The 24827-nt window shown below is 59.5% G+C and carries 18 protein-coding genes; 6 read left to right on the top strand and 12 right to left on the bottom strand.

Going from position 1 to position 24827, the window contains the following annotated elements:
* Window positions 1–80 precede the first annotated feature (80 nt).
* From ACQZ48_RS13210 to ACQZ48_RS13190, 5 genes are all read left to right on the top strand, one after another.
* Complete coding sequence (locus ACQZ48_RS13210; protein WP_077983687.1) at window positions 81–743, top strand: phosphoribosylanthranilate isomerase; 663 nt, start codon at window positions 81–83, stop codon at window positions 741–743.
* Window position 744: 1 nt separating this feature from the next.
* Window positions 745–1965 (top strand): tryptophan synthase subunit beta, encoded by a 1221-nt coding sequence (trpB, locus tag ACQZ48_RS13205; protein WP_077983723.1) that lies wholly within the window; start codon window positions 745–747, stop codon window positions 1963–1965.
* Between the two features lie 4 nt (window positions 1966–1969).
* Complete coding sequence (trpA, locus tag ACQZ48_RS13200; protein WP_080793324.1) at window positions 1970–2809, top strand: tryptophan synthase subunit alpha; 840 nt, start codon at window positions 1970–1972, stop codon at window positions 2807–2809.
* A gap of 27 nt (window positions 2810–2836) precedes the next feature.
* On the top strand, window positions 2837–3733 hold the full coding sequence (gene accD, locus ACQZ48_RS13195) for an acetyl-CoA carboxylase, carboxyltransferase subunit beta (RefSeq protein WP_077983688.1): 897 nt from the start codon (window positions 2837–2839) through the stop codon (window positions 3731–3733).
* An 86-nt stretch (window positions 3734–3819) separates the two neighbouring features.
* A complete protein-coding gene (locus tag ACQZ48_RS13190) occupies window positions 3820–5199 on the top strand; it encodes a bifunctional folylpolyglutamate synthase/dihydrofolate synthase (protein ID WP_448728889.1) in 1380 nt (459 codons plus the stop codon).
* A gap of 47 nt (window positions 5200–5246) precedes the next feature.
* Here ACQZ48_RS13190 and trxA read toward each other — a convergent pair whose 3' ends face one another.
* The 12 genes from trxA to chvI all read right to left on the bottom strand — a co-directional run bounded on the left by trxA (window position 5247) and on the right by chvI (window position 22793).
* Window positions 5247–5567, bottom strand: coding sequence for a thioredoxin (gene trxA, locus ACQZ48_RS13185; RefSeq protein ID WP_003505361.1), 321 nt, complete (start codon window positions 5565–5567; stop codon window positions 5247–5249).
* A 77-nt stretch (window positions 5568–5644) separates the two neighbouring features.
* Entirely contained in the window at window positions 5645–9202 is a 3558-nt protein-coding gene (gene addA, locus ACQZ48_RS13180) for a double-strand break repair helicase AddA (protein ID WP_173990419.1), read from the bottom strand.
* Window positions 9192–12377: a double-strand break repair protein AddB gene (gene addB, locus ACQZ48_RS13175; protein WP_191217151.1), complete on the bottom strand. Its 3186-nt coding sequence runs from the start codon at window positions 12375–12377 to the stop codon at window positions 9192–9194. Before addB ends, addA begins: the two co-directional genes overlap by 11 nt.
* Window positions 12374–13111, bottom strand: coding sequence for a nucleotidyltransferase family protein (locus ACQZ48_RS13170; RefSeq protein WP_191217150.1), 738 nt, complete (start codon window positions 13109–13111; stop codon window positions 12374–12376). The genes addB and ACQZ48_RS13170 overlap by 4 nt, the downstream gene beginning before the upstream one ends.
* Window positions 13112–13116: 5 nt before the next feature.
* Window positions 13117–14637: a tRNA (adenosine(37)-N6)-threonylcarbamoyltransferase complex ATPase subunit type 1 TsaE gene (tsaE, locus tag ACQZ48_RS13165; RefSeq protein ID WP_191217149.1), complete on the bottom strand. Its 1521-nt coding sequence runs from the start codon at window positions 14635–14637 to the stop codon at window positions 13117–13119.
* Window positions 14634–17216: a sensor histidine kinase gene (locus ACQZ48_RS13160; RefSeq protein ID WP_077983693.1), complete on the bottom strand. Its 2583-nt coding sequence runs from the start codon at window positions 17214–17216 to the stop codon at window positions 14634–14636. Before ACQZ48_RS13160 ends, tsaE begins: the two co-directional genes overlap by 4 nt.
* Before the next feature lie 208 nt (window positions 17217–17424).
* Window positions 17425–18825, bottom strand: a complete 1401-nt coding sequence (gene ahcY, locus ACQZ48_RS13155) for an adenosylhomocysteinase (protein WP_077983695.1) — start codon at window positions 18823–18825, stop codon at window positions 17425–17427.
* Between the two features lie 127 nt (window positions 18826–18952).
* Window positions 18953–19228, bottom strand: coding sequence for an HPr family phosphocarrier protein (locus tag ACQZ48_RS13150; protein WP_003521181.1), 276 nt, complete (start codon window positions 19226–19228; stop codon window positions 18953–18955).
* A gap of 11 nt (window positions 19229–19239) precedes the next feature.
* Window positions 19240–19641, bottom strand: coding sequence for a PTS sugar transporter subunit IIA (locus tag ACQZ48_RS13145; protein ID WP_003505374.1), 402 nt, complete (start codon window positions 19639–19641; stop codon window positions 19240–19242).
* Window positions 19642–19766: 125 nt separating this feature from the next.
* Window positions 19767–20231 (bottom strand): HPr kinase/phosphorylase, encoded by a 465-nt coding sequence (locus ACQZ48_RS13140; protein ID WP_077983696.1) that lies wholly within the window; start codon window positions 20229–20231, stop codon window positions 19767–19769.
* Complete coding sequence (gene chvG / locus ACQZ48_RS13135; protein ID WP_077983697.1) at window positions 20221–22011, bottom strand: two-component system sensor histidine kinase ChvG; 1791 nt, start codon at window positions 22009–22011, stop codon at window positions 20221–20223. The genes ACQZ48_RS13140 and chvG overlap by 11 nt, the downstream gene beginning before the upstream one ends.
* Before the next feature lie 56 nt (window positions 22012–22067).
* Complete coding sequence (chvI, locus tag ACQZ48_RS13130; protein ID WP_003505377.1) at window positions 22068–22793, bottom strand: two-component system response regulator ChvI; 726 nt, start codon at window positions 22791–22793, stop codon at window positions 22068–22070.
* Between the two features lie 339 nt (window positions 22794–23132).
* On the opposite strand from chvI, the gene ACQZ48_RS13125 reads away from it, so the two are divergent.
* On the top strand, window positions 23133–24743 hold the full coding sequence (locus tag ACQZ48_RS13125) for a phosphoenolpyruvate carboxykinase (protein WP_448728888.1): 1611 nt from the start codon (window positions 23133–23135) through the stop codon (window positions 24741–24743).
* Window positions 24744–24827 lie beyond the last annotated feature (84 nt).

Genomic DNA, 24827 nt, shown 5'->3' with positions numbered 1-24827 from the left:
CTGGATTCACGTGAAACATTCCATCAAAAAGGGATGCGATTTGGCTCGACTCTTGTCGCATTTCATGTCAGGTCGCGGGTATGAAACCGGATATCAAGATTTGCGGATTGAAGACACCGGAAACGCTGGAGCGCGCCATCAGGCGCGGTGCGTCCCATGTCGGTTTTATTTTCTTTGAAAAAAGCCCGCGCTACATTGAGCCGGATCTTGCCGGTAGGCTGGCCGAAGCCGCCCGTGGCGCCGCCAAGGTGGTTGCCGTCACCGTCGATGCCGACAATGATTATCTCGATGAAATTATCGATCTCGTAAGGCCGGACATTCTGCAACTGCATGGCAGCGAAAGCCCGGAGCGGCTGCTGAACATCAAGGCGCTTTACGGTCTGCCTGTCATGAAGGCGATTTCCATTCGCGATGCCGGTGATCTCGCCAAAATCGAGCCTTATATTGGCATTGCCGACCGTTTCCTGCTGGATGCCAAGGCGCCTGCCGGTTCTGACCTGCCGGGTGGAAACGGCATCTCGTTTGACTGGACGATTCTGCGCTCACTTGACGAAAGTGTAGATTACATGCTTTCCGGTGGGCTGAATAAGGACAATGTCGCCGAGGCTCTGGCGGAAACCAAGGCAGGCGGACTAGATTTGTCGTCCGGCGTCGAAAGCGCGCCGGGCGTCAAGGATTTGTCCATGATAGATGCGTTTTTTGATGTGGTGAATGATTGGTCGAAAGGCCCAAAGGGAGCTTGAAGTGAACGACGCGCCAACACCCAATTCTTTTCGCGCTGGTCCTGATGAGGACGGACGTTTTGGCATTTACGGAGGTCGCTTCGTTGCCGAAACGCTCATGCCGCTCATTCTGGATTTGCAGGCGGAATGGGATAAGGCCAAGACCGATCCCGCGTTTCAGGCGGAACTCAAGCATCTTGGCGCGCACTATACCGGCCGCCCGAGCCCGCTTTATTTTGCGGAGCGCCTGACGGCGGAACTTGGCGGCGCGAAGATTTATTTCAAGCGCGAAGAGCTGAACCACACGGGTTCGCACAAGATCAATAATTGCCTCGGCCAGATTCTGCTTGCCAAGCGCATGGGCAAGACCCGCATCATTGCCGAAACCGGTGCCGGCCAGCACGGCGTTGCCTCGGCAACCGTTGCGGCGCGCTTCGGCCTGCCTTGCGTCGTTTACATGGGCGCGACCGATGTCGCCCGTCAGGCCCCGAATGTGTTCCGCATGAAGCTTCTGGGTGCCGAGGTGAAGCCGGTGACGGCCGGTCATGGCACACTCAAGGACGCCATGAACGAGGCCCTGCGCGACTGGGTCACCAATGTTGAAGATACCTATTACCTGATCGGCACCGCGGCCGGCCCGCATCCCTATCCGGAAATGGTCCGTGATTTCCAGGCGGTTATCGGCGAGGAAGCCAAGGCACAGATGCTGGAAGCGGAGGGCCGCCTGCCGGATATGGTCATCGCGGCAGTTGGCGGCGGCTCGAACGCCATCGGCATCTTCCATCCTTTCCTCGATGACAAAAGCGTGCGCATCGTCGGCGTCGAAGCTGGCGGCAAAGGCCTGTCGGGCGAAGAACACTGTGCCTCGATCACGGCCGGCTCCCCCGGCGTGCTGCATGGCAACCGCACCTATCTGCTGCAGGATGAGGATGGCCAGATCAAGGAAGGCCATTCCATTTCCGCCGGCCTCGATTATCCCGGCATCGGCCCCGAGCACTCCTGGTTGAGTGATATCGGCCGCGTGGAATATGTGCCGATCATGGACCATGAGGCGCTGGACGCCTTCCAGATGCTGACCCGCCTTGAAGGTATCATCCCGGCTCTCGAGCCGAGCCATGCCTTGGCCGAGGTCATCAAGCGCGCGCCGAAGATGGGGAAGGATGAGATCATCCTGATGAACCTCTCCGGCCGTGGCGACAAGGATGTCCACACCGTCAGCAAGTTCCTTGGAATGGATGTATAAGATCATGACTGCACGTATGGACAAGCGCTTTGCCGATCTGCGCGCTGAAAACCGCCCGGCTCTGATTACCTATTTCATGGGCGGCGACCCGGATTTCGAAACCTCGCTCGGCATCATGAAGGCGCTGCCGGAAGCGGGCGCTGACGTCATCGAACTCGGCATGCCCTTTTCCGACCCGATGGCGGATGGCCCGGCCATTCAGCTGGCCGGCCAGCGCGCGCTGAAGGGCGGACAGACGCTGAAAACCACGCTCGATCTCGCCCGCGAATTCCGCAGGCAAGACGATGCAACGCCGATCGTGATGATGGGATACTATAATCCGATCTACATCTACGGCGTTGAAAAGTTCCTGGACGACGCGCTGGCGGCTGGCGTCGATGGCTTGATCGTGGTCGATCTGCCGCCGGAAATGGACGATGAACTCTGCATCCCGGCACTCGCGCGCGGCATCAATTTCATCCGTCTGGCGACACCCACGACCGATGGCAAGCGCCTGCCTGCCGTCCTTAAAAATACCTCAGGTTTCGTCTATTATGTCTCGATGAACGGTATCACCGGTTCAGCGCTTCCCGATCCCTCGTTGATCTCGGGCGCTGTCGGTCGTATCAAGGCGCATACGGAACTGCCGGTCTGTGTCGGTTTCGGTGTCAAGACGGCCGATCATGCAAAAGCGATCGGCGCCGTGGCGGATGGCGTGGTGGTGGGTTCCGCCATCGTCAACCAGATTGCGGGCAGCCTGACCAAGGACGGGCAGGCGACCGCCGATACCGTGCCGGCTGTTACGACGCTGGTAAAAGGACTTTCAACGGGCGTGCGTGCATCGCGCCTTGCCGCTGCGGAATAAGTGCGCGGCCCAGTCAGGAGTAGACAGTTGAACTGGATCACCAATTACGTTCGGCCGCGGATCAATTCCATGCTTGGCCGCCGCCCGGAGGTTCCGGAGAACCTATGGATCAAGTGCCCGGAAACGGGCGAGATGGTCTTCCACAAGGATCTGGAAGACAATAAGTGGGTCATCCCGGCTTCCGGTTACCATATGAAGATGCCGGCCAAGGCACGCCTTGCCGATCTTTTCGATGATGGCGTCTATGAGGCCTTGGTCCAGCCGAAGGTCGCGCAGGACCCCTTGAAGTTCCGCGATTCCAAAAAATACACCGACCGTCTGCGCGACAGCCGCACGAAGACCGAACAGGAAGATACGATCCTTGCCGGTGTGGGCCTCTTGAAAGGCCTGAAGATCGTCGCCGTCGTGCACGAATTCCAGTTCATGGGCGGATCGCTCGGCATTGCCGCCGGCGAAGCCATCGTCAAAGCCTTCGAGCGCGCCATTTCCGAGCGCTGCCCGCTGGTGATGTTCCCGGCCTCGGGCGGCGCGCGCATGCAGGAAGGCATTCTTTCGCTGATGCAGCTGCCACGTACCACGGTTGCCGTGAACATGCTGAAGGAAGCCGGCATGCCCTATATCGTGGTTCTGACGAACCCGACGACCGGCGGCGTCACGGCCTCCTACGCCATGCTGGGCGATGTGCATATCGCCGAGCCGGGCGCCGAGATTTGCTTCGCAGGCAAGCGTGTGATTGAGCAGACCATTCGCGAAAAACTTCCCGAAGGCTTCCAGACCTCGGAATATCTGCTTGAACACGGCATGGTGGACATGGTGATTGACCGCCGCGAAATCCCCGACACGCTTGCCAATATGCTCAAAATCATGACCAAGGCGCCTGCCGACAACGCAAACGCCGTCGTCCCGCTGGCCGCTTCGGCCTGAGGAAAAAAATATGTCGCCCGGAGGCATAAATTGCCTTCGGGATGATGCTATACGTTGCCTGATTTCATTTTTGGGGCGGCGGACAAATGGCAAGCAAAACGCCTGAAAGGCGAACGGAAGACATGACGAAGCCCGCGATCGGTGAGGCCGAAAAGATCATTGAAGAGCTGATGCAGCTCCACCCCAAGGGGTTTGATCTTTCACTCGACAGAATTTCCCGTCTTCTCGAAAAACTCGGCAATCCGCAAAACAGAATGCCGCCAGTGATCCACGTGGCGGGCACCAATGGCAAGGGCTCCGTCAGCGCCTTTTGCCGGGCTTTGCTCGAGGCTGCAGGGCTCTCTGTCCACGTTCATACCTCGCCGCATCTGGTAAATTGGCACGAACGATATCGTATTGGCGTGGCGGGCGATAAAGGCCGTTACGTCGAAGACGAGATATTTGCGGATGCGCTGCGCCGCATTGAAGCTGCCAATGCTGGTCAGACAATCACGGTTTTCGAAATCCTGACTGCGGCTATGTTCGTGCTTTTTGCGGAACAGCCCGCCGATGCTGCGGTCGTTGAGGTTGGCTTGGGCGGCCGTTTCGATGCGACCAATGTCATCAATAACCCGGCGGTTTCCGTCATTATGCCAATCTCGCTTGATCACCAGGCTTATCTCGGCGACCGCGTGGAACTGATCGCTGCCGAAAAGGCCGGTATCATGAAAAAGGGCTCGCCTGTCGTCATTGGCCACCAGGAATATGACGCGGCGCTAGACACGCTTGTCGCGACGGCCGAACGTATTGGTTGCCCGGTCTCCGTTTATGGGCAGGATTTTTCCGCCCATGAAGAATTCGGCCGCATGGTCTATCAGGATGAGTTCGGCCTGACGGATGCGCCGTTGCCAAGGCTTCCCGGCCGCCATCAGCTCGCCAATGCCGCCGCAGCGATCCGCGCTGTGAAAGCAGCCGGTTTTGAGGTGACGGAACGGATGATTGAAAAGGCCATGACCTCCGTGGAATGGCCCGGCCGTCTTCAGCGCATCCTGACCGGCAAAATCGCTGAAATGACCCCGAAGGATTCGGAAATCTGGATCGATGGCGGTCATAACCCCGGTGCGGGTGAAGTGATTGCCGAGGCCATGGCCGGCTTTGAGGAAAAGACGCCGCGCCCGCTCTTCATCATCGCGGGCATGATCAATACCAAGGATCCGGTGGGGTATTTCAAGGCTTTCGCCGATATAGCCGAATATGTCTTCACCGTGCCCATCGGCGGCACGGATGCGGCGATCGACCCCGTCGTGCTTGCCCATGCCGCTTTTGATGCCGGGCTGGTGGCTGCGCCCACGTCGTCGTTGATGCATGCGCTGGAAGAGCTGTCGCGCCGTTTTAATGCCGAAGGACCAGCGCCGCGCATCCTGATCGGGGGCTCGCTTTATCTTGCCGGCAACGCGCTTGCCCTTAACGGCACGGTTCCCCAATAAAGAAAGCCCGGCAGCGATGCCGGGCTTTCTCATTCCATTGATATTGCTTATGCGGCGCCGGAAATCCAGGCTGAGAGCGCTGTCTTGGGGGCAGCGCCAACCTTGATGTCGGCCACTTCGCCGCCCTTGAACATGGCGAGCGTCGGTATGGAACGCACGCCGAACTGGGCCGCGAGTTCCGGGTTTTCGTCGATGTTCAGCTTTGCGACCTTGACCTTGCCGGCCAGCTCGGACGAAATTTCCTCAAGGCTCGGCGCGATCATCTTGCACGGGCCGCACCATTCAGCCCAGAAATCCACCACGACGGGTTCGGCGGATTCGAGGACTTCGGACTGGAAGTTGGCGGCATCGACTTTTACGGTAGCCATATCTGGCTCTCCTTTCAGTAAATCTTTTCCGCTATCGATGTGATGCGGGCGCGTCGAAATTTCAATGCCCCGGTATCTCACTTTGTCTTTATTGCGGCAAGTGCCTCCGCCATGGCATCGTCACCAACCCGCACGAAAGCGGCATTTTCCGTATAGATCAGCGCACAGACAAATTCCTTGCCGGGATAAAGCGGTGCAAGAATTTCGCGATAGATCGCAAGCTGCGCGGTGTGGGAGAAAGGTATCTCGCGTGACGTGCGCGGCGGAACCCGGTTTGTCTTGTAGTCGACCAGAATGACCCGATCACCGTCTACCGCCAGCCTGTCGATGCGGCCGGAGACGGCATAGTGCTGCCGGCCGAGGGTCATCGTGCCCATGATCGACACTTCCGCACGGCTGTTGGCGGAAAAGGCCGGCTGCACCGCCGGTTCGGAGAGAACCCGCAAAACCGCCTGGATCAAATGTTCGCGCTCACTGGCAGGCCAGAAACGCGCTGCACGTTCGGCATAACGCCGGGCCGCCTCTTCCCGCTCGCTTTCCGCAAAATCCGGCAGGGCTTGCAGCATGCGATGCACCAGCTTGCCCCGTTGCAGGGCAAGGCTGGAAGCCTCCGTTTTTTCCCCGAACAGCGGTGAACGCACGGCCAGATCGTCCGCACCGTCATCAATGATGGTCCCCGCACCCGATGGGCTGAGCGGCCTTGGCAGGGAGGGCAGGGCAGGCAGGGGTGCAAGAAGGCCTGGCGGAAGCTTGTGGTCTTCTTCCTGCTGGGTTTCCGCCGGCTTGTGCGGTGCAAGTGCCGGGCGTGCTTCAGACTTGTGCCAGACAAGCCCCTGCCATTCCTCTGCATCGGCACTGAACAGTTGCGGCTGGCAATGATCCTGATTCTCCGCAAGCGCCGCCTTGACGATGGCGTGCCAACATTCAGGGTTTTCTTTCTGGCCGCGATAACCACAGACGACAAGATGATCGGCAGCGCGGGTCATCGCCACATAAAGCAGCCGGCGATATTCATCTTCGGCGGCCGTTTTCAGGCGTTCCTCATCCGAGCGAATGAGATGATTGGAAAAACCGCTGCCGGGCAGCCAGACCGGAAAGGCATCACCACCCGTTTCCACGAAGCGCAGCTTTGGCACATGGCTGTGGTTGAAGGCTTTCGAGCCGCCATCCACCACAAAAACCACCGGTGCTTCCAGCCCCTTGGAGGCGTGCACGGTCATGATACGCACTTCGCCGCGATCCTTGTCCTGCTCGCGCTTCACTTCCGGTGAATCGGTTTCCAGGACGGAAAGAAAGGCCTGAAGGCCGGGCAGGCCAGTTCTTTCGTAATCCAGCGCAAAGGACAGGAACTCGTCGAGAACGTCGCTCGCTTCGTTGCCAAGCCGTCCAAGGAATTTTTTGCGTCCGTCATGCAGGGTCAGAACAGCCGCGAAAAAATCATGCACTGTGGCGGTTTTCGACAGTGAAACAAAATGCCGAAGTTTGTCGGTGACGATGGATAAACGGCTGGTTTCTTGGCCCGAAAGGACTTGCAGCCTCTGCCACACGCTCTCCGTCTCGGATCGCGTGGCGGCGATCTCGAAGACATCGTCTTCCGTCAGGTTGAAGAGCGGGCTTTTCAGCAGCGCCGCCAGCGAAAGATCATCTTCCGGCAGCACCACGAACCGGCCAAGCGCCAGAAGGTCCTGTACGGCGATATGGTCGGTCAGACGGAGGCGGTCGGCACCGGCGACGGGAATGTTCTTGCGCCGCTTCAACTCGCGGGTCAGCGCGTTGACGAAGGCGGCGCGTTTTCTGACAAGCACGAGAATGTCGCCGGCCTCGATAGCGCGCTCCACGCCTTTTTCGATGATAGTTTCGTTTCCGATCATGTCGGCAATGCGCGCGGCGATACGGCGGGCGACGATCGTGGCCGGCGCGCTTTCCCGCAGCGCATCGAAGGGGGCCGTCCAGTCTTCTTCATCCTCTGTGGTTTCCGGCGCCACCATATCCCACACTTCAACGGTGCCGGGATGGCCGGCGCGGTTGGAACGATGTTCGACTGGCTCATTATCGGCACTGAGGCCGCTCGCATTTTGCGGGATCGAGAAGACCTGATCGACGGCGGCCAGCACATCTTCAGTGGAACGGAACGAGAGCGGCAGGCGGATGCGATGAAAGGCCTGCTCCACCTGATCGACACGCCTTTGGGTCTCGTCACGCTCCTGCGAGAACCGTTCCGGCCGGGCGCCCTGAAAGGAATAGATCGACTGTTTTTCGTCACCCACAGCAAACAGCGTCCGGCGTCCCATGCGGGCGCTTTCTCCGGTGAAGAAATCCGCCGCCAGCGACTGTATGATCGACCATTGCACCGGGCTGGTATCCTGCGCCTCGTCGACCAGAATATGGTCGATGCCCTGATCCAGCTTGTAATGCACCCACGCACCCGCCGTATCGCGGTTGAGCAGATTGGCGGCGCGCTCGATCAAGTCTTCGAAATCTAGCTGGCTGCGCTGCTTTTTCAGGTCTTCGAAATCGCCGATCAACCGTTCGGCCAGCACAAGGGCGCTTTTTGTCGCCGCTAGCATGCGCACCAGACGATAGCGATTGCGGCAGGCCACGACATGGTCGCGCGCCAGCGTCAGCGCATCGACGAGATCAGGCGCGGATTTCTGCATGCCCTTGTTGATGACGTAGGCATCCGATTTCTTTTCGCCTTTGGCTGTCAGAAGCGCCGCTTCGATGAATTCCATCCGCCGCACCGGGTCCGACTGCCGTTTTGCCTCCCGGAGCGCATAAGCGACCTCTATGACGCGTGATCCTCCCACCTCGTCAGCAAGGGTTAGATACGTATCGAGCGCAAGGCCCGAGAGGCCGGGCAGAGGCCAGAAGGCGGCCGCAGCGGTTTCTTCGGTTTCCCCATCTGCGATCTGCATCGCCTGCCGCAACCGCGCATCAATGCCGCCCGACTGTTTGGCATCGAGCAGAAAGCCACGAAGGGCACTGCGATTGGCGATGATGGCGGAAAGCAGCGATTCCAGCCCGCTTTCGTCAGCCAGATCGAGCACGTAAGCGAGCGATTGCGCCAGCTCCTCGTCCCGCTCCGTCGAAACCGCCGTCAGAAGCGAACGGCGTGCTTCGGCGAGCAGCGTTGTTGCGGCGCGGTCGTCAAGAACGGAGAAATGGCCGGCGACATTGGCCTCCAGCGGGAACTGGTGCAGCAGGGCTTCGCAGAATGCGTGGATGGTCTGGATTTTCAGCCCGCCCGGTGTTTCCAGCGCCTTGGCGAACAGCCTGCGCGCTTCGGCAAGCTTGATGCGATCCGGTACCTTGCCTTCGATGGCGGCGATGCGGTCCTTGAGATCGGAATCCGGCAAAGTTGCCCATTCCGCCAGCCGGTCGAACACGCGGCTCGACATTTCCGATGCTGCGGCCTTGGTATAGGTGAGGCACAAAATCGCCGAAGGGCGGCACCCGGCCAGAAGCAGGCGAATGACGCGCTGGGTCAAAACATGGGTCTTGCCGGAGCCGGCATTCGCCGACACCCAGGCGGAACTTGCGGGATCGGAGGCAAGCCGCTGACGGGCGCTGGTCCAGTCGATCCAGCTTTCAGGCGTATCGGCGAAAGGGCCGGCGTCGAAGGGATCAATCGTCATCGCCGTCTCCCGGTTCCGCCGTCGACCACTCCGAAACCCGCGCGAGGTGGTCATATTCCCCGCCATAGGATTGCTGCTCTTCCGGCACCAGCCGTGAGGCGAAACCGTTTTCACCTTCGCGCAGAGAGCGCACGAATTTCGCGAGCTGGTCGATCGATTCCGTTGCCAGTTCGATAGCGGATTTCGGTGGTCTTTTGCCGCTTCGGCTGGAATGTTCGTTATTCACCTGATCGGCAAAAAATCGGTCTCCCGGTCGTAGGCGTACATAGATGAGGTTTTCGGGCGTGGGCGAACCCGTTTCGCGGAAGGCACCGCGCATCAGTGCCGCCGCTTCCAGCGCCAGCTGCGGGTCGAGCAGCGCGCGCGCCTGATTGACGGAAGGCGCAAGTCCTGTCTTGTAGTCGATAATATCCGCCTGACCGTTTGTCTTGATGTCGATGCGGTCGGCGATCCCAGTCAGCCTTATGCCCGCTTCGGCAATTTCCTGCCCGGCGCGAGCCTCGTAGAAGCTGTGGCGAATGGATGGATGACGTTCTTTTTCCCAATCGATGAAAGCGCGGGCCACCGCCGCAAAACGCGGACGCCAGATGACATCCACATGCACAGGCAGGTTTTCCGCGTCGAAACAGTAGTCGAGAATGCGCTGCATCGCCTCAAGCGAGGCCGGTGTGCCGGGGATATGCCCTTCACGGGAATAGCGCTCGATAATCCCGTGATAAAGCGTGCCGCGATCGGCAGCGTTCGGGTCGCGGTTGAAAGGGTCGAGCGGATCGAGCTTCAGAATACGCCGCGCATAGATCGCATAGGGATCGCGGCGCAGACGTCCCACTTCGCTGAAGGAGTAGCTCTTCGGCTGCAGATCGGCCGGCGGTTTGGGGGCAGGGCGCTTTGCCGTTTCCTGATTGATGTTTTCATCCATCAGACCCGCCCAATGGCGATAGGTCTCGCCGCGCTTCCTCAGTTGTTCGGCGAAATTTTCGCCGCCCAGCGCCAGCAGCCGTTGCAGCCAGCGGGAGGCGACGGCCGGGGTGGAGCCCTGCCTCAGCGCCCGGGTGTAAAAGATTTGCCGGGTACCGTTCGCCATCTCGAAGTCATGCGCGAGCTGTCCGATGCGCCGTTCCGGCGGCTCCAGCCCGATGGCGGTCTTCATGCTGCGGGACAGGAATGGATTGTTCGCTGTCTGGCCCGGCCAGAGCCCTTCGTTGAGACCGCCGATGATGACGGTGTCGACGCTTTGCAGTCGCGCCTCCAGCGCGCCGAAGATGAAAATGCGTGGATGGCGCATGGATCGCGGCTTGATCGATTCGCCTGCCACCAGCGCTGCAAAAATATCGATCCATTGCGGCCCGTCCGCATCGAGGATGTCGCCGCTCTCCATCAGTTCGGCAAATAGGCTGGAGAGCTTGTCTCCCGCTTCGCCGGACCACAATGCGGCCAGATCATTGCCGTCATCGGCACAGATGGCCTCGATCACCCGACCTGTCCGCCCGGCCCAATCGGAAAGCGGCAATTTATCGGTGAAGGCGCGGCCGGAGCGGTCACGACGAATGAAGGCGGAGCCGAGTGGCTCCGTGGCAATGGCGATCCGCCGCGCGAGATCACGGGCCGTATCGACACTTCCCTCCGGCAGCGCCACCCGCCATGCGGGCGGGTGCCGGTCATCACGCTGTGCAAGGAGTTGCGTATCGAGAACCACCTCGAGATTGCCTATCTCGGTTTCGACACGGCCGCCGCGCAGCGCGATCAGCTCCAGCGCTTTGGAGGCTCTGATAAAAGCATCGCCGGAAAGCCCGAAGCGGGCGAGGGGATGCTTTAGAAGCGAAATGATCGGCACCGGATCTCCGGGCCTGAGAATGGCTTCCAGCGCGAGTTGCGTCAGTCCTGCCTGCGGCGTGGCCGAAAGCGGCGTTCCGGCCGAATCGTCTGCCTCGATGCCAAAACGTTGCAACTCTGTCGCGACCCGCCGCGCCAGTCCGCGGTCGGGCGTTATCAGCGCCGCCTGAGAGGGGCGTTCAGGCCCCGGAGCCTCCAGCGCCAGCCGGAGCGCCACCGCGATGGCGGTTGCCTCTTCACGCTCATTGGCGGCCTCGATCAATGTGGCCGCCGCGAAGGCTTCGTCGAAAAAGCCGGGTTCCCTGTCTTCGCGCCAACGGTTCCAGTCGCTTGTGGATTTCGCGGGCGCGAGTGCGGTCGAAAACACCGCCGCCCGTTTTTCCAGATCACGATCAAGAGCGCCGATCTGAACCACCTCGTCCCTGAGCATGCCGAGCTTCTGCAGCAGCATATAAAGCCCATATTGCGAGTGCGTGCGGCTCGAAGGATCGGTGGGGTCCTCGGCAATCGCCTGCCATTGCTCTTCGGGCATGGCAAGATCGAGTCCCGGCAGCACGACCGTACCTTGCGGCAGGGCGGCAACAGCGGCGATGAGATCGGCGGCGGCCGGAATGGAGCCCGTGGAGCCCGCCACGATGATCGGCCCCGTGTCCGGCAAATTGGCAAGCCGGTCCGCTTCCGCCCGCAGGATGGCGTTGCGATGCCGGCCTGCGGAGGAACGGTTGAGTTCTGCAAGCCGCGCCGGCCAGAAGACGCTGGCGATCTTCAGGAAATCCGCCGTCAGCTGCCACCATTGCGCATGTTCGCCGGTATCGAGATGCTGAAGCGTCTCCCAGTCCTTTTCTTCGGTATCCATCGCATCGATCACCTCGCCGAGCGCCCGCGCGAGCCAGATGGCATCCGCGGGGCTTGCGGGAGCGACGAGCGGCGAATCCGAATGGATCGCCCGGATGGCGTCAGGCAGGCTGTTGCGCCAGGCGAGGATGAGGCGCGCCAGTTCGATCAGCCGGCCGGTGCCGGAAATCGGCGGCGCCAGATCCATGATCTCAGGATTTTCGATATCGAAGAAACCGCTATCGTCATCCGTTTCACCAAGAGGTCGGATCAGCGGCAGAATGGCGGATCGGCCGCCCAGAAGATCGACGAATTCGGAGCGCAGCACGCGCGCAGAGCGCCGCGTCGGCACATAGATCGTCACGCTCGCAAGCGAAAGAGGATCGGTCGGATCATATCTATAGCCTGATGTCAGCCGCCCGTCACACAGCGTTTCCGCGAGCGTTTTGAGGAACGGTGTTCCCGCAGCGATCGTCAGGACGCGCTTTGCGTGATGGGTGAGCGTCATGCGAAACGTTTTTCCCTGAATTGCCGGATGATGCTTTCCGCATCGTCAATCGCGTCAGGCGTGCCCACGGTGATCCAGTGGCCATCCAGCGACAGCCCGAAAAGCCGACCTTTTTCAATGGCGCGGTCGAAATAGATATTGAGGTTGAAAGCGTCCGCCGGCGCATCGTCAAGAAGGCGCGAATCCATGGCGATGGCGCCGGCATAAACCACCGGGTTAGCGTCACCGTCGCGATAGCGAGCCAGCTTTCCGTCGTCGGCTAGGTCGAAATCCCTCTTGCCGTTGTGGCCGGTGGTGCGATCCATGTCGACACAGAGCAGGGCCATGTCCATGCGGGCCGTGTCAAAGAATTGCGCAAGCTTTCGCAGATTGCTGACGGCGTTCAATTGCTCGCCGATCCAGAAGAGATCGGCGTTCATGACAAAAACCGGGCCGGGCTTCAGAAGCTTCAGGCCCTTGGCCAGCCCGCCGCCGGAATTCATCAGCTCCGACCGTTCGTCGGAAATCAGGATTTCGGCGTCTGCGCGGTTTTCGAGATGGGCGATCATCTGTTCGGCATGGTGATGCACATTGACGACGATGGTTTCAGCCCCGGCTTCGACAAGGGCGTCGAGCGCGTAATCGATCATCGGTTTGCCGGCAATTTTCACAAGCGGCTTCGGGATCGTATCGGTGATCGGGCGCATCCGTGTGCCAAGCCCGGCGGCCAGCACCATCGCGTTTTTGATCGTCATCGTGGTCAACCGTGTTCGTCGTTAAAGTCCATGCCCATGCGGACACACCATTCTTTGAGCGGTGCCAGCTGCGGATGGGAAAGTGCAGCGGCCAGATAGCGGAACGTCCTCGGCATATGTTTCATATAACCGGGTTTCTTGTCCCGTTCCAACAGCCTTACCCAGATGCCTGCAAGCTTGCAGTTGCGCTGCGCCGACATGATGGCGAAAGCCTTGAGGAATGTGGCCTCATCGAAAGCGGGCGTCGCTTTTCTGCTGTCGAGATAATGCGAAAGCAGGCGTGTCTGCAATTCGGGAGAGATGGTAACCCGCGCATCCTGTACGATGGAAGCGAGATCATAGGCGGTGGGGCCAATCATCGCATCCTGAAAATCGATCAGGCCGACCTGACGGATGCCGCTGTTCTGCGCCTGCCAGAGAATGTTCGGCGAATGGAAGTCACGCAGCAGAAGCCCCGTTTCACAGCCGGCCAGCGCATCGATCAGGCCGTCCCAGATGGCGTAATAGTCCTGTTTCTCGCCATCGGTAAGCGCTCCGCCGCGTTTATGGGGCAGATACCATTCCACCAGCAGCGAGACTTCGATCTTCATCGCCTGCCGGTCGAAGGGAGGAATGTCGTAGGTGCTGCCATCGCGCATCGGCAGCAATGCCGGGGGTGGTGTCTGGTGAAGGGCGGCGAGACAGGCGACACTTTGAAGATAACGCTCTTCTATCGGTGTGCCGTCGGCAGCCAGCACGCCCTCCCGTCCGAGGTCCTCCAGAAGGAGAATGCCCTGATCGATATCCGCAGCCAGAATCTCCGGCGCGCAGAAACCAGTGTTTCGCAGATAGTCGCCGATCGCCACAAAGGAGCGGGCATCCTGGGCAAGATGGGCGATTTCCGCATAGGTCTTGCCATCCGCAACGATCGCGCCTCTCATGGGGCGGCGCCAGTCCATCAGAATAAGCTCGGGACCATCGGTGGAAATCGTCTCGTAGGCGCGTGTGGAGGCATCGCCACTCAGAAAACGGCGGGTCGCACCCCCTCTGTCATTTTTCGCCAGGAATTCACGAATGGCGAAAACACGGTCAAGCCGTGCTTTTTGTTGTGCGGGAGCCTCTATTACGGCCACGCGGCCTTCGCCCGAATGCGTTACCCGCAGGGTGATCGTCTGCTCCGGCGGCAGAACCTCTGCGGCGATGTCAGGCCACTCGATCAGGCAGACGCCCTCCTCCAGCATTTCATCGATGCCGAGTTCATCCAGCTCCGAAACATCCGAAAGCCGGTAGAGATCGAGATGGGCGACGGGGATGCGGGCGTCATAAGTCTGGATGATGGTGAAGGTGGGGCTTGGGACCTCAAGATCGGGTTCATCCGCCATCGCCCGGATGAAGGCGCGGGCGAGCGTGGATTTGCCGGCGCCGAGATCACCGATCAGCGCCAGGCAATCGCCGGGCTTCAGGGCCAAGGCAAGGTCTTCACCGAGCCTTATGGTGTCTCTTTCTCCCGCCAGCGAAATGGTGATCGGCAAGATGTCTTGGCTCATTCTGCGGCGATGGAGTGCGGCCGTGTGGCGGAGGGAATGCGGCAGGTGACGATGGTGCCGTTGCCGGGGCGGCTGTCGATGCTGACGGTGCCATGATGCAGGCTGACGAAGCTTTCGACGATGGAAAGGCCAAGCCCCGCACCGGTCCGCCGTCCGCCATTGCCACGCGTCGAAAAGCGGTCGAACACCGTTTTCAGCATGTCTTCGGGAATGCCCGGCCCCTTATCCGCAACGGAGAATACGAAGTCGCCTTCGCTGCGCTGGCAGGAGAGCTGCACGGAGGAACCTTCGGGTGCGAAGTTGATCGCATTGGTCAGGAGCTTGATGAGAATCTGCTTCAACCGCTGGTGGTCGGCCACGAGACTGCCGAGATGGGCAGGCGCGACGATCTCGAGCGAAATACCGCTTTCCTGCAGCCGGTCGGCGATCTGCACCGAAACATCGTCGAGCAACTCGTTCAGATCATTATCCGAATAGTTGAGCTGCATGATGCCGGCGTCGACGGTCGCGAGATCGAGAATATCGTTGACGATGGTCAGGAGAACCGAGGACGAGGTGGAAATATGATCGAGATACTCCGCCTGCCGTTCCGTCAATTGGCCGATGCCGGGGGTCTTCAGGAGATCAGTGAAGCCGATGATATTGGTCAGTGGCGAGCGCAACTCGTAGGAAACATGCTGCACGAAATCGTTCTTCAGCTCGTCCGCCTTCAGAAGCGCGTCGTTCTTTTCCTTGAGCGCCCGCTCGGCGCGCACGCTGTCCGTCATGTTGACGAAGGTCAGCATTGTCTGCGCATCCGGCAGCGGAATGATCGCATAATCGAGCACGAGGCCGGAAAGCAGTTCCAGCGTTCCCTGCCGCGACGGCCGTTCGTCATCGAAGCTGGTGATGAACTGGCTGAAGGCGCGCCAGCCGTCCGGTCCGTCATAGGATTGGGCGCAGGCGGTTTCTATGGCGCGAATATGCGTGCCCGTTTCCGCCTCATCGGCCGTCACGCCCCAAAGCGCCCGGAATGCCGGGTTGGACAGGCGAATGCGCCCGTCTGCACCGAATACGGCGACACCTTCTGCCAGATGGTCGATGGTTTCGCCCTGCACCTTGACCAAGGTGTTGTAGCGCATCTGAAGATCGACCTGCTCGGTCAGGTTCTCGAAAACCCAGGTCGCGCCACCCTGCGGATGCGCGGTGGCGATGACCCGCAAGGTCTGGCCATTGGGCAGGTGCCACAGATCCGTCTTGGTATCGAGCGAACGGTAGACGGAAAGCGCCGTCTCCTTCCAATTCTTCCAGTTCAGCTGCTCCGGCAATTTGCCGGCGGTACGCAGCCTGTCCAGAAGTTCGGAATTATCAGGGCTGGATTCGAGGAAAACGAGATCGAGACCCCACAGAGCCGCGAAAGCCTGATTGTAGAATTGCAGCCGCTGCCGGCCGTCGAAAATGGCGACGGGCGTCGCCAGATGATCGAGCGTTTCGGCGTGGCTTTTCAAAACTCGCTTGAGTTCCTCGCTGATGGTTTCCGCTTCGGTGGCATCGATGGCGATCCCGGCAGACCCGCCCGCCGTTTTTATGTCGACGACGTCGAAGAAGCTGCGGTTACCGGAAACGACGGTCGAAATGCGATCATGATAGGGCGATTCCGGTGTCGCAGCCGCGCGTATCTTCTGTCGTGTAACCGTGTTCAGAAGTTCGCGCTTTTCCTGAACGGCCTGCCCGGCATCACGCGCATCCACCGCATGGGCGTAAGCGTGGTTGACCCAGGTGAGTTCACCTTCGCCATTACGACGCCAGACGGGCTGTTCGATGGAATCGAGAAGTTCCTGAAATGTCGATACGGAGGCAAGCAGACGTTCACGCTCGACCTGCAATTCCGCGAGTTCAGCGCGCAGATTGTTGAGAGCTATGAAACGCGCAAAGGCGTTTCCGCCGGAAACCCGGCCCTGAACTTCAATGACTTCGCCGCGCTGCGTCTCGATGGTCAGGTCGAAACTCTGGGCATGGCTGCGGAGTTTTTCGATGGATTTTTCAAGCTGGCTTGCTGATGCCGGTTTCAGCCAGCGGCCGAATGCCAGAAAATCCTGGTCCGCCTGCGGCACACCGGTCTCGGCCGGCAGCTGGCCCAGAAATTCCGGACGTTTGTCCGCGCCGTCCCAGATGACGATGCGGCGGCTCTTGTCGGAAATCAGCGCCTCGTATTTCGCGATCTTGTGGTGGGACTGCGCAAGCGCCTGTCGGTATTCGCTGCTTTCCGCCTCGATATTACCGCGCTGGCGCACCAGCCAGACAACAGAAAACAGCGTTGCCGAAAGCATGCCGACGAAAAGCGAATAGGTGATGGTTTCTCCGGATGAGAACAGCCGCGCGCCGGTCTTTGCCACAAGGCCGTCCTGCGCCATCGCAACGGTTGTCGAGCCGGCGAGAACCGTGCCCGAAAGCAGGACAGGCAGCCTCGCAAAGCCTGTCTGAACCGCACTGACGACCTGCCGGCAACGCGCAAGAGCCGCACTCAATGCCACGCCCGCATGCGTGTTTTCAAGGCGTTGAACTGTCTGCTTGCGCAGATCCGAATTTTGAACCGTCATCCCCGGTCTGTCTCCGTCCTATGTGCCGCATCTTCGACAAGACATCCCATTTCGTCCCCGCCGCCCTTTGGCGTGTCCGAATCAAGTCTGATGACAATACCGTCTTCATAAATCTGCGGGAAGTGAGCGCGCAAAAAAGATGCCGTGCGCTTTGTCAAGCGCACGGCATCTAGATATTGTGTAATTTCAGTGGATATTAACTATGAAATTAATATCTGTAGTGTTCCGCCTTGAACGGACCTTCCTTCGAGATGCCGATATAATCTGCCTGAAGGTCGGAAAGTTCGGTCAGGCGCACGCCAAGCTTCTCGAGATGAAGGCGCGCGACCTTCTCGTCGAGGTGCTTGGGAAGCACGTAAACTTCATTCTTGTATTCGCCCTGCTTGGTGAAGAGCTCAATCTGGCCCAGCACCTGGTTGGTGAAGGAGGCCGACATGACGAAGGACGGGTGACCGGTGGCGTTGCCGAGGTTCAGCAGGCGGCCTTCGGACAGAAGAATGATGCGGTTGCCCTTCGGGAACTCGATCATGTCGACCTGCGGCTTGATGTTCGTCCACTTCAGGTTACGCAGCGATGCGACCTGAATTTCATTGTCGAAGTGGCCGATATTGCCGACGATCGCCATGTCCTTCATCTCGCGCATATGCTCGATTCGGATCACGTCCTTATTGCCTGTCGTGGTGATGAAGATGTCAGCGGAAGAGACGACGTCTTCCAGGCGAACGACCTCAAAACCGTCCATGGCGGCCTGAAGCGCGCAGATCGGGTCGATTTCGGTCACCTTCACGCGGGCGCCAGCGCCCTGCAACGAGGCTGCGGAACCCTTGCCAACGTCGCCATAACCGCAGACCACGGCAACCTTGCCGGCCATCATCACATCGGTCGCGCGGCGAATGCCGTCGACGAGAGATTCCTTGCAGCCATACTTGTTGTCGAACTTCGACTTGGTGACGCTGTCATTGACGTTGATCGCCGGGAACGGCAGCAGGCCCTTCTTGCTGAGATCGTAGAGACGGTGAACGCCGGTCGTCGTTTCTTCGGTGACACCCTTCAGCGCGTCGCGCTGCTTGGTGAACCAGCCGGGCGAAGCCTTGAGGCGCTTGTTGATCTGCGCGAAGAGGATTTCCTCTTCTTCCGAACCGGGATTGGACAGAACATCCTCACCGGCTTCGGCGCGTGCGCCGAGCAGGATGTACATGGTGGCGTCGCCGCCGTCATCGAGGATCATGTTAGAAAGACCGCCGTCGGTCCACTGGAAGATCTTGTCGGTATATTCCCAATATTCCGTCAGGCTTTCACCCTTGACGGCGAATACCGGAATGCCGGCTGCTGCAATGGCTGCCGCCGCATGGTCTTGCGTCGAGAAGATGTTGCAAGAGGCCCAGCGAATCTCCGCGCCCAGTTCCTTCAGCGTCTCGATGAGAACGCCGGTCTGGATTGTCATGTGAAGAGAACCGGTAATACGTGCGCCCTTCAGGGGCTTGCTTTCACCGAATTCCTTGCGGCAGGACATCAGGCCCGGCATTTCGGTTTCGGCGATGTCCAGCTCCTTGCGGCCGAATGCGGCAAGGTTGATATCGGCGACGATGTAGTCCTTCTCAAGGCTCATAAGGTTCTCCAGATCAGAAACGCCGCGCCTCACAGCCCGGCTTTTAAACGTAGCTGCGGTTTAGCAGGCCACGAACGATCTGGCAATGATGATATAAAGAAGTCTTTATGTCTTTATATGTGCCGGCTCAGGCTTCTTCGCCGAAGCGGTCGGCGACCAGCGCCTCCAGTGCTTCCAGCGCTTCTTTCGCCTGATTGCCGCTTGCCTCGACATAAACGCTGCAGCCGGGGCTGGCCGCCAGCATCATCAGGCCCATGATGGAGGTGCCGCCAACGGTCATGCCATCCTTGGAAACCGTGATCGTCGCGTCGAAACCTTCAACCATCTGTACGAATTTGGCAGAAGCCCGGGCGTGGAGGCCGCGTTTATTGATGATCGGTAGTTCCCGGGAGAATGGCGACATGGGCTGACTTCTCACTTGCCGCTTAAAACGCGGCTGGCGACGTTGATATATTTGCGGCCGGCATCGGATGCATCCTGAAGTGCCTTGTCCATATTATCTTCGCTGCGAACGCCGGCAAGCTTGATCAGCATGGGAAGATTGACCCCTGCGATGACTTCGACATTGCCGTTATTCATGACGGAAATCGCAAGATTGGAGGGCGTGCCGCCGAACATGTCCGTCAGGATGATGACGCCGTTGCCGTCATTGGCGCGCGCAACAGCGTCGATGATATCCTGCCGGCGCTGATCCATGTCGTCTTCGGGACCGATACAAACCGTCTCGATCAATTTCTGGGGACCGACGACATGCTCCAACGCATGGCGAAACTCCTCAGCCAGCTTGCCATGGGTGACAAGCACTAGTCCGATCATGAAATGCTCCCTTGCACACGCACTCTCATTGCCGACTATCGCAACGCGGCAATCCTGTCCATCGGTGGGATTTCATCTTGATGAGGAAAATGCGAATCGCAAGCCTAAAATCGCCCGAATCATCGTCACTTCACATTCGTTTTAAAAAGATTCTGAGCAAGTGCAGCAAATTTTCCATAGGGCGTCAGGCTGGAAAGCGGAATGCGCAGAAGCCGGATATGCCCGCCGCAGGGCAGGGAAAACCTCTCGTCATCTTCGGGAAGTCTTGGATTTGTCCCTGAAAGAACTGTCGTGACGGCAAAATGTAGTGGAGCGCGCGCAACGCTTCTGATGGAAACGATGCCGCTGCCGCGCAATTCCAGCAGGCCGGCGATGGCGTCCGGCCGCTCGGCAATGATGTTGTCGCCATCGCGATACACGAAAATCTGATCGTCCGCGATCAGCGCCGCCGGCAATCCGCAGCGTTCGGCCTCCGTTAGAAAGCTGAAGGCAAGTTCGCTTTTGCCGCTGCCCGACGGTCCGACGAAAAGAATGCCGGTGTTTTGAACGGTGATGGCGGTGGCGTGCAGGTTGAAGCGTTCAGCGGTCATGGGTTTCGGCCGCCGGCAGCGACAGGGTGAAGCGCGCGCCGGAAATCACGCCATATTTGTCGACTACGTTCTCCGCCCGCAGACTGCCGCCATGGGCTTCCGCGATCTGGCGGCTGATGGAAAGGCCAAGGCCGGAATTCTGTCCGAACCCTTCGCTCGCCGGCCGGTCTGTGTAGAAGCGCTCGAAAATCCGGTCGATGTCTTCTGCCTGAATGCCGGGCCCGTTGTCCTCCACCTGCACGATGCAACGATCCTTGTGACGGGAGAGGCGCACGGTGATGCGGCCGCTTTCCTCGGCAACGAAGGATCGCGCATTCTCGATGAGGTTGGTGACGATCTGACCGATACGCAGATCGTGACCATTCACCACGAAGGAGGTCTTTGCGCCTGCTTTCCGGTCGATGACATAGTCGATCGTCACACTTTTCTTCTTGGTGCTTATCTGGCGGGATATATCCACCAGACCCTTCATCAGCACATCGAGATCGAGCGGAGAGGCGTCGGCGCGCGCCAGTTCGGCATCGAGCCGCGACGCATCCGAAATGTCGCTGATCAGGCGGTCGAGACGGCGCACATCGTGGAAGATGATTTCGGTCAGGCGCTGTTTGGACTCTTCGGTCTTGGCGCGCGGCAGGGTCTCCACGGCGCTGCGCAGCGAGGTCAGCGGGTTCTTGAGCTCATGGCTGACATCGGCGGCGAAGCTTTCGATGGCGTCGATACGGTCGTAAAGCGCCGTCGTCATTTCACGCAACGCAATCGAAAGATTGCCGATCTCATCCTGACGCGCCGAGAAATCCGGTATTTCCTCGCGGGTTCTCGCCCCGCGGCGCACGCGGATTGCAGCCGCCGAAAGCCGCCGAAGCGGCGTGGCGATGGTGGAGGAGAGGAGCAGCGACAGGACGATATTGACCAGCGTCGCGATGCCGAAGACGCGCATGATGGCAAGGCGCTCCGCATGCACGATCTTGTCGATGTCGCCCGCTTGCGTAGAAAGCAGCAGAACGCCGAGCACGGCCCGGAAGCGCTGCACCGGTACGGCCACGGAAACAATCAGCTCGCCCTTTTCCGTGACACGCACGACCGCGCCGCGCACGCCGGTCAACGCATTCATCACTTCGGGATAGATCGAACCGTCGCCGCCGGGCGCTTCCTTATATTGCGGCAGGCTGCTCGGCTGCAGCATGCGGTTGAACATGCTGGTGAACCAGTCGCCCCAGCTTTGCGTCTCCGGTGTTACCGGCGGCAGGTCGAAACGCAGCACCTGACCGCGCGAATAAAGATGACGGGAATCGAGCAGGAGGTTGGCGTCGGCATCGAACAGCCGCGCACGGGTGCGCGTCGGCGAAATCAGCCGCCGCAGCACAGGTGCGACCCGCTCCGGATTGATCGGGAAACTCAAGTCCTCGTCATTGGGGGCAGGGGTGATGCTCTGTCCCGCCTGCAATTCGAGCAGCTTTTCCGGATTGATGGTGATCGAGTTGGTATCGACCGAGGCGGAAGCGGAGACAGCGCCGGCGATGATCTCGCCCTGCGTCAACAGGCTTTCCACGCGCGCGTCGATCAGCCCCTCGCGGAACTGGTTGAGATAGAGAATGCCGCCGACCAGAACCACCGTCGCCGCGACGTTGAAAAAAAGGATGCGGCGCGTGAGGCTGGAAAACACCGCATTGCCGAAGATGCGCCGGATGATCGTCAACGGATGGATACGATGGCGGCGTTCGCTGCCGCGTTCTTCGGCATCGTCACTGTCCGAGACGGTTTCCGGCGTTTTCTTCAACACGTATTCAAGTCCTCACCGCCCCTTATCGGGCGGTCCCTTCTGCGTGAGTCGGCTCTTCAAGCCGCTTCGCGGAAGCGATATCCTACGCCATAAAGCGTTTCAATCATATCGAAGTCGCCATCGACCAGTTTGAACTTCTTGCGAAGGCGCTTGATATGGCTGTCGATGGTGCGGTCGTCCACATAGACCTGTTCGTCATAGGCGGCATCCATCAGCGCGTCGCGGCTTTTCACCACGCCCGGTCGCTGCGCCAGCGAATGCAGGATGAGGAATTCGGTGACCGTGAGCGTCACCGGCTCACCCTTCCAGGTGCAGGTGTGGCGTTCCTGGTCCATGGCGAGCTGCCCGCGCTCCAGCGTGCGCGCCTGCTGATCGGCGGTCGGCTTCAGCACGCTGCCGGTTGCAGCAGACGCTTCGCGGCTGCTGGCGCGGCGCAGGATGGCTTTGACGCGTTCCACCAGAAGACGCTGCGAGAAGGGTTTCGTGATGAAGTCGTCAGCGCCCATCTTCAGGCCGAACAATTCGTCGATCTCTTCATCCTTGGAGGTGAGGAAGATAACCGGCAGATCCGACTTCTGGCGAAGACGCCGCAGAAGCTCCATGCCGTCCATGCGTGGCATCTTAATATCGAAAATGGCGAGCTGCGGCGGGCGGGCGATCAGCCCGTCAAGCGCGGAGGCGCCGTCCGTATACGTTTCGACCCGGTAGCCTTCGGCTTCGAGCGCGATCGATACCGAAGTCAGAATATTCCGGTCGTCGTCGACAAGCGCGATCGTCTGCATGTAGTTGGTCTCCATCGTCATTTTCTCGTAACTCCCGACATTCACCCAGCCAAGGTTGTGCGCCGCGAGCCACTCTCTTGAGTATAAAGGTGGAACAAATTGTGGCAAAGGAAAACTCGCCCCGAAATCGCCAGTGAGGCGGGAGCGGATTTTGCAAAAAGGCCGCAGCTGGATTTTAATGCGTCTTCAACCGATTTAAAAAGAAATAAAATCTTTTAAATCGATTAATATATTGAAATTACTAAGTTTTTTAAAGTTTGGCTCTTGCGTTTCTAAAAGCTGCCACGTATTTTCCGTGAAAATTTCAACGGCCTTATCGTCATCAACAAGGAACGCGTCATGAACGAGCTTGGGGTTCATAATCCTGCCAATGGAGTTGCGGAACTCGGACTGGGCGAGGCCTCCCGCGTCTTTTATAACCTCAATGAGAGCGAATTATACGAGCTCGCGATCCGTAACGGCGAAGCCGAACTGACCATCGACGGTGCGCTGCGCGCCGTCACCGGCCAGCATACGGGCCGCTCGCCGAAGGATAAATTCGTCGTTCGTGATGCTTCCACCGAGAACACCATCTGGTGGGACAACAACAAGCCGCTGTCGCCGGAAAATTTCGAGCTGCTGCGTCAGGACATGCTGGCCCACGCCGCCGGCAAGACGCTTTACGTGCAGGACCTGATCGGCGGCGCCGATGAAGAAAATGCGCTGCCGACCCGCGTCGTCACCGAGCTTGCCTGGCATTCGCTGTTCATCCGCAATCTGTTGATCCGTCCGAAGCAGGAAAAACTGGCGGGCTTCAAGCAGAAGCTCACCATCATCAACCTGCCGAGCTTCAAGGCCGATCCGGCGCGTCACGGTGTTCGTTCGGAAACCGTCATTGCCTGCGATCTGACCAACGGCCTCGTCCTCATCGGCGGCACCTCCTATGCCGGTGAAAACAAGAAGTCGGTCTTCACGGTGCTGAACTACCTGCTGCCGGCCAAGGGCGTCATGCCCATGCATTGCTCGGCCAATGTCGGTCCGCAGGGTGATTCCGCCGTTTTCTTTGGCCTCTCCGGTACCGGCAAGACCACGCTGTCCGCCGATCCGTCGCGCACGCTGATCGGCGATGACGAACATGGCTGGGGCGAGCACGGCATCTTCAATTTCGAAGGCGGCTGCTATGCCAAGGCGATCAAGCTTTCGGCGGAAGCCGAGCCGGAAATCTATGCCGCGACCAACCGTTTCGGTACGGTTCTTGAAAACGTCGTGCTGGATGAAAATCGGGTTCCCGATTTCAACGACAATTCGCTGACGGAAAACACCCGCAGCGCCTATCCATTACACTTCATTCCGAATGCATCGGAAAGGGGCATTGCCGGTCATCCGAAGACGATCATCATGCTGACGGCGGATGCCTTCGGTGTCCTGCCGCCGATCGCGCGTCTGACGCCGGAACAGGCCATGTACCACTTCCTCTCCGGATACACCGCTAAGGTTGCCGGCACGGAAAAGGGCGTGACCGAGCCGGAAGCGACCTTCTCCACCTGCTTCGGCGCGCCTTTCATGCCGCGCCACCCAGCGGAATACGGCAACCTGCTGCGTGAACTGATCGGCAAGCACGGCGTTGATTGCTGGCTGGTCAACACCGGCTGGACCGGCGGTGCTTACGGCATCGGCAAGCGCATGCCCATCAAGGCGACCCGCGCGCTTCTGACCGCCGCACTGGCCGGCGATCTGAAGAACGCACAGTTCCGCACCGATGCGAATTTCGGCTTCGCTGTCCCTCAGTCGCTTGATGGCGTCGACAGCGCAATCCTCGATCCGCGTTCCACCTGGGCCGATGGCGCAGCTTACGACGCGCAAGCTAAGAAGCTGGTGTCGATGTTCGTCACGAACTTCACCAAGTTCGAAGACCATGTCGACAGCAAGGTGCGCGACGCAGCGCCGGGCCTTTTGCTCGCGGCTGAATAATAAGGCCTCATTTGTGAGGAGGAGCGGACCCGGCCTTGTGCCGGGTTCTTTCGTTTGCTCCGCTGTTTTCATTTTTCGCGATCT

The organism is Agrobacterium sp. 22-209-1 (assembly GCF_053522485.1).
This window is presented reverse-complemented; position numbering and strand designations above follow the sequence as displayed.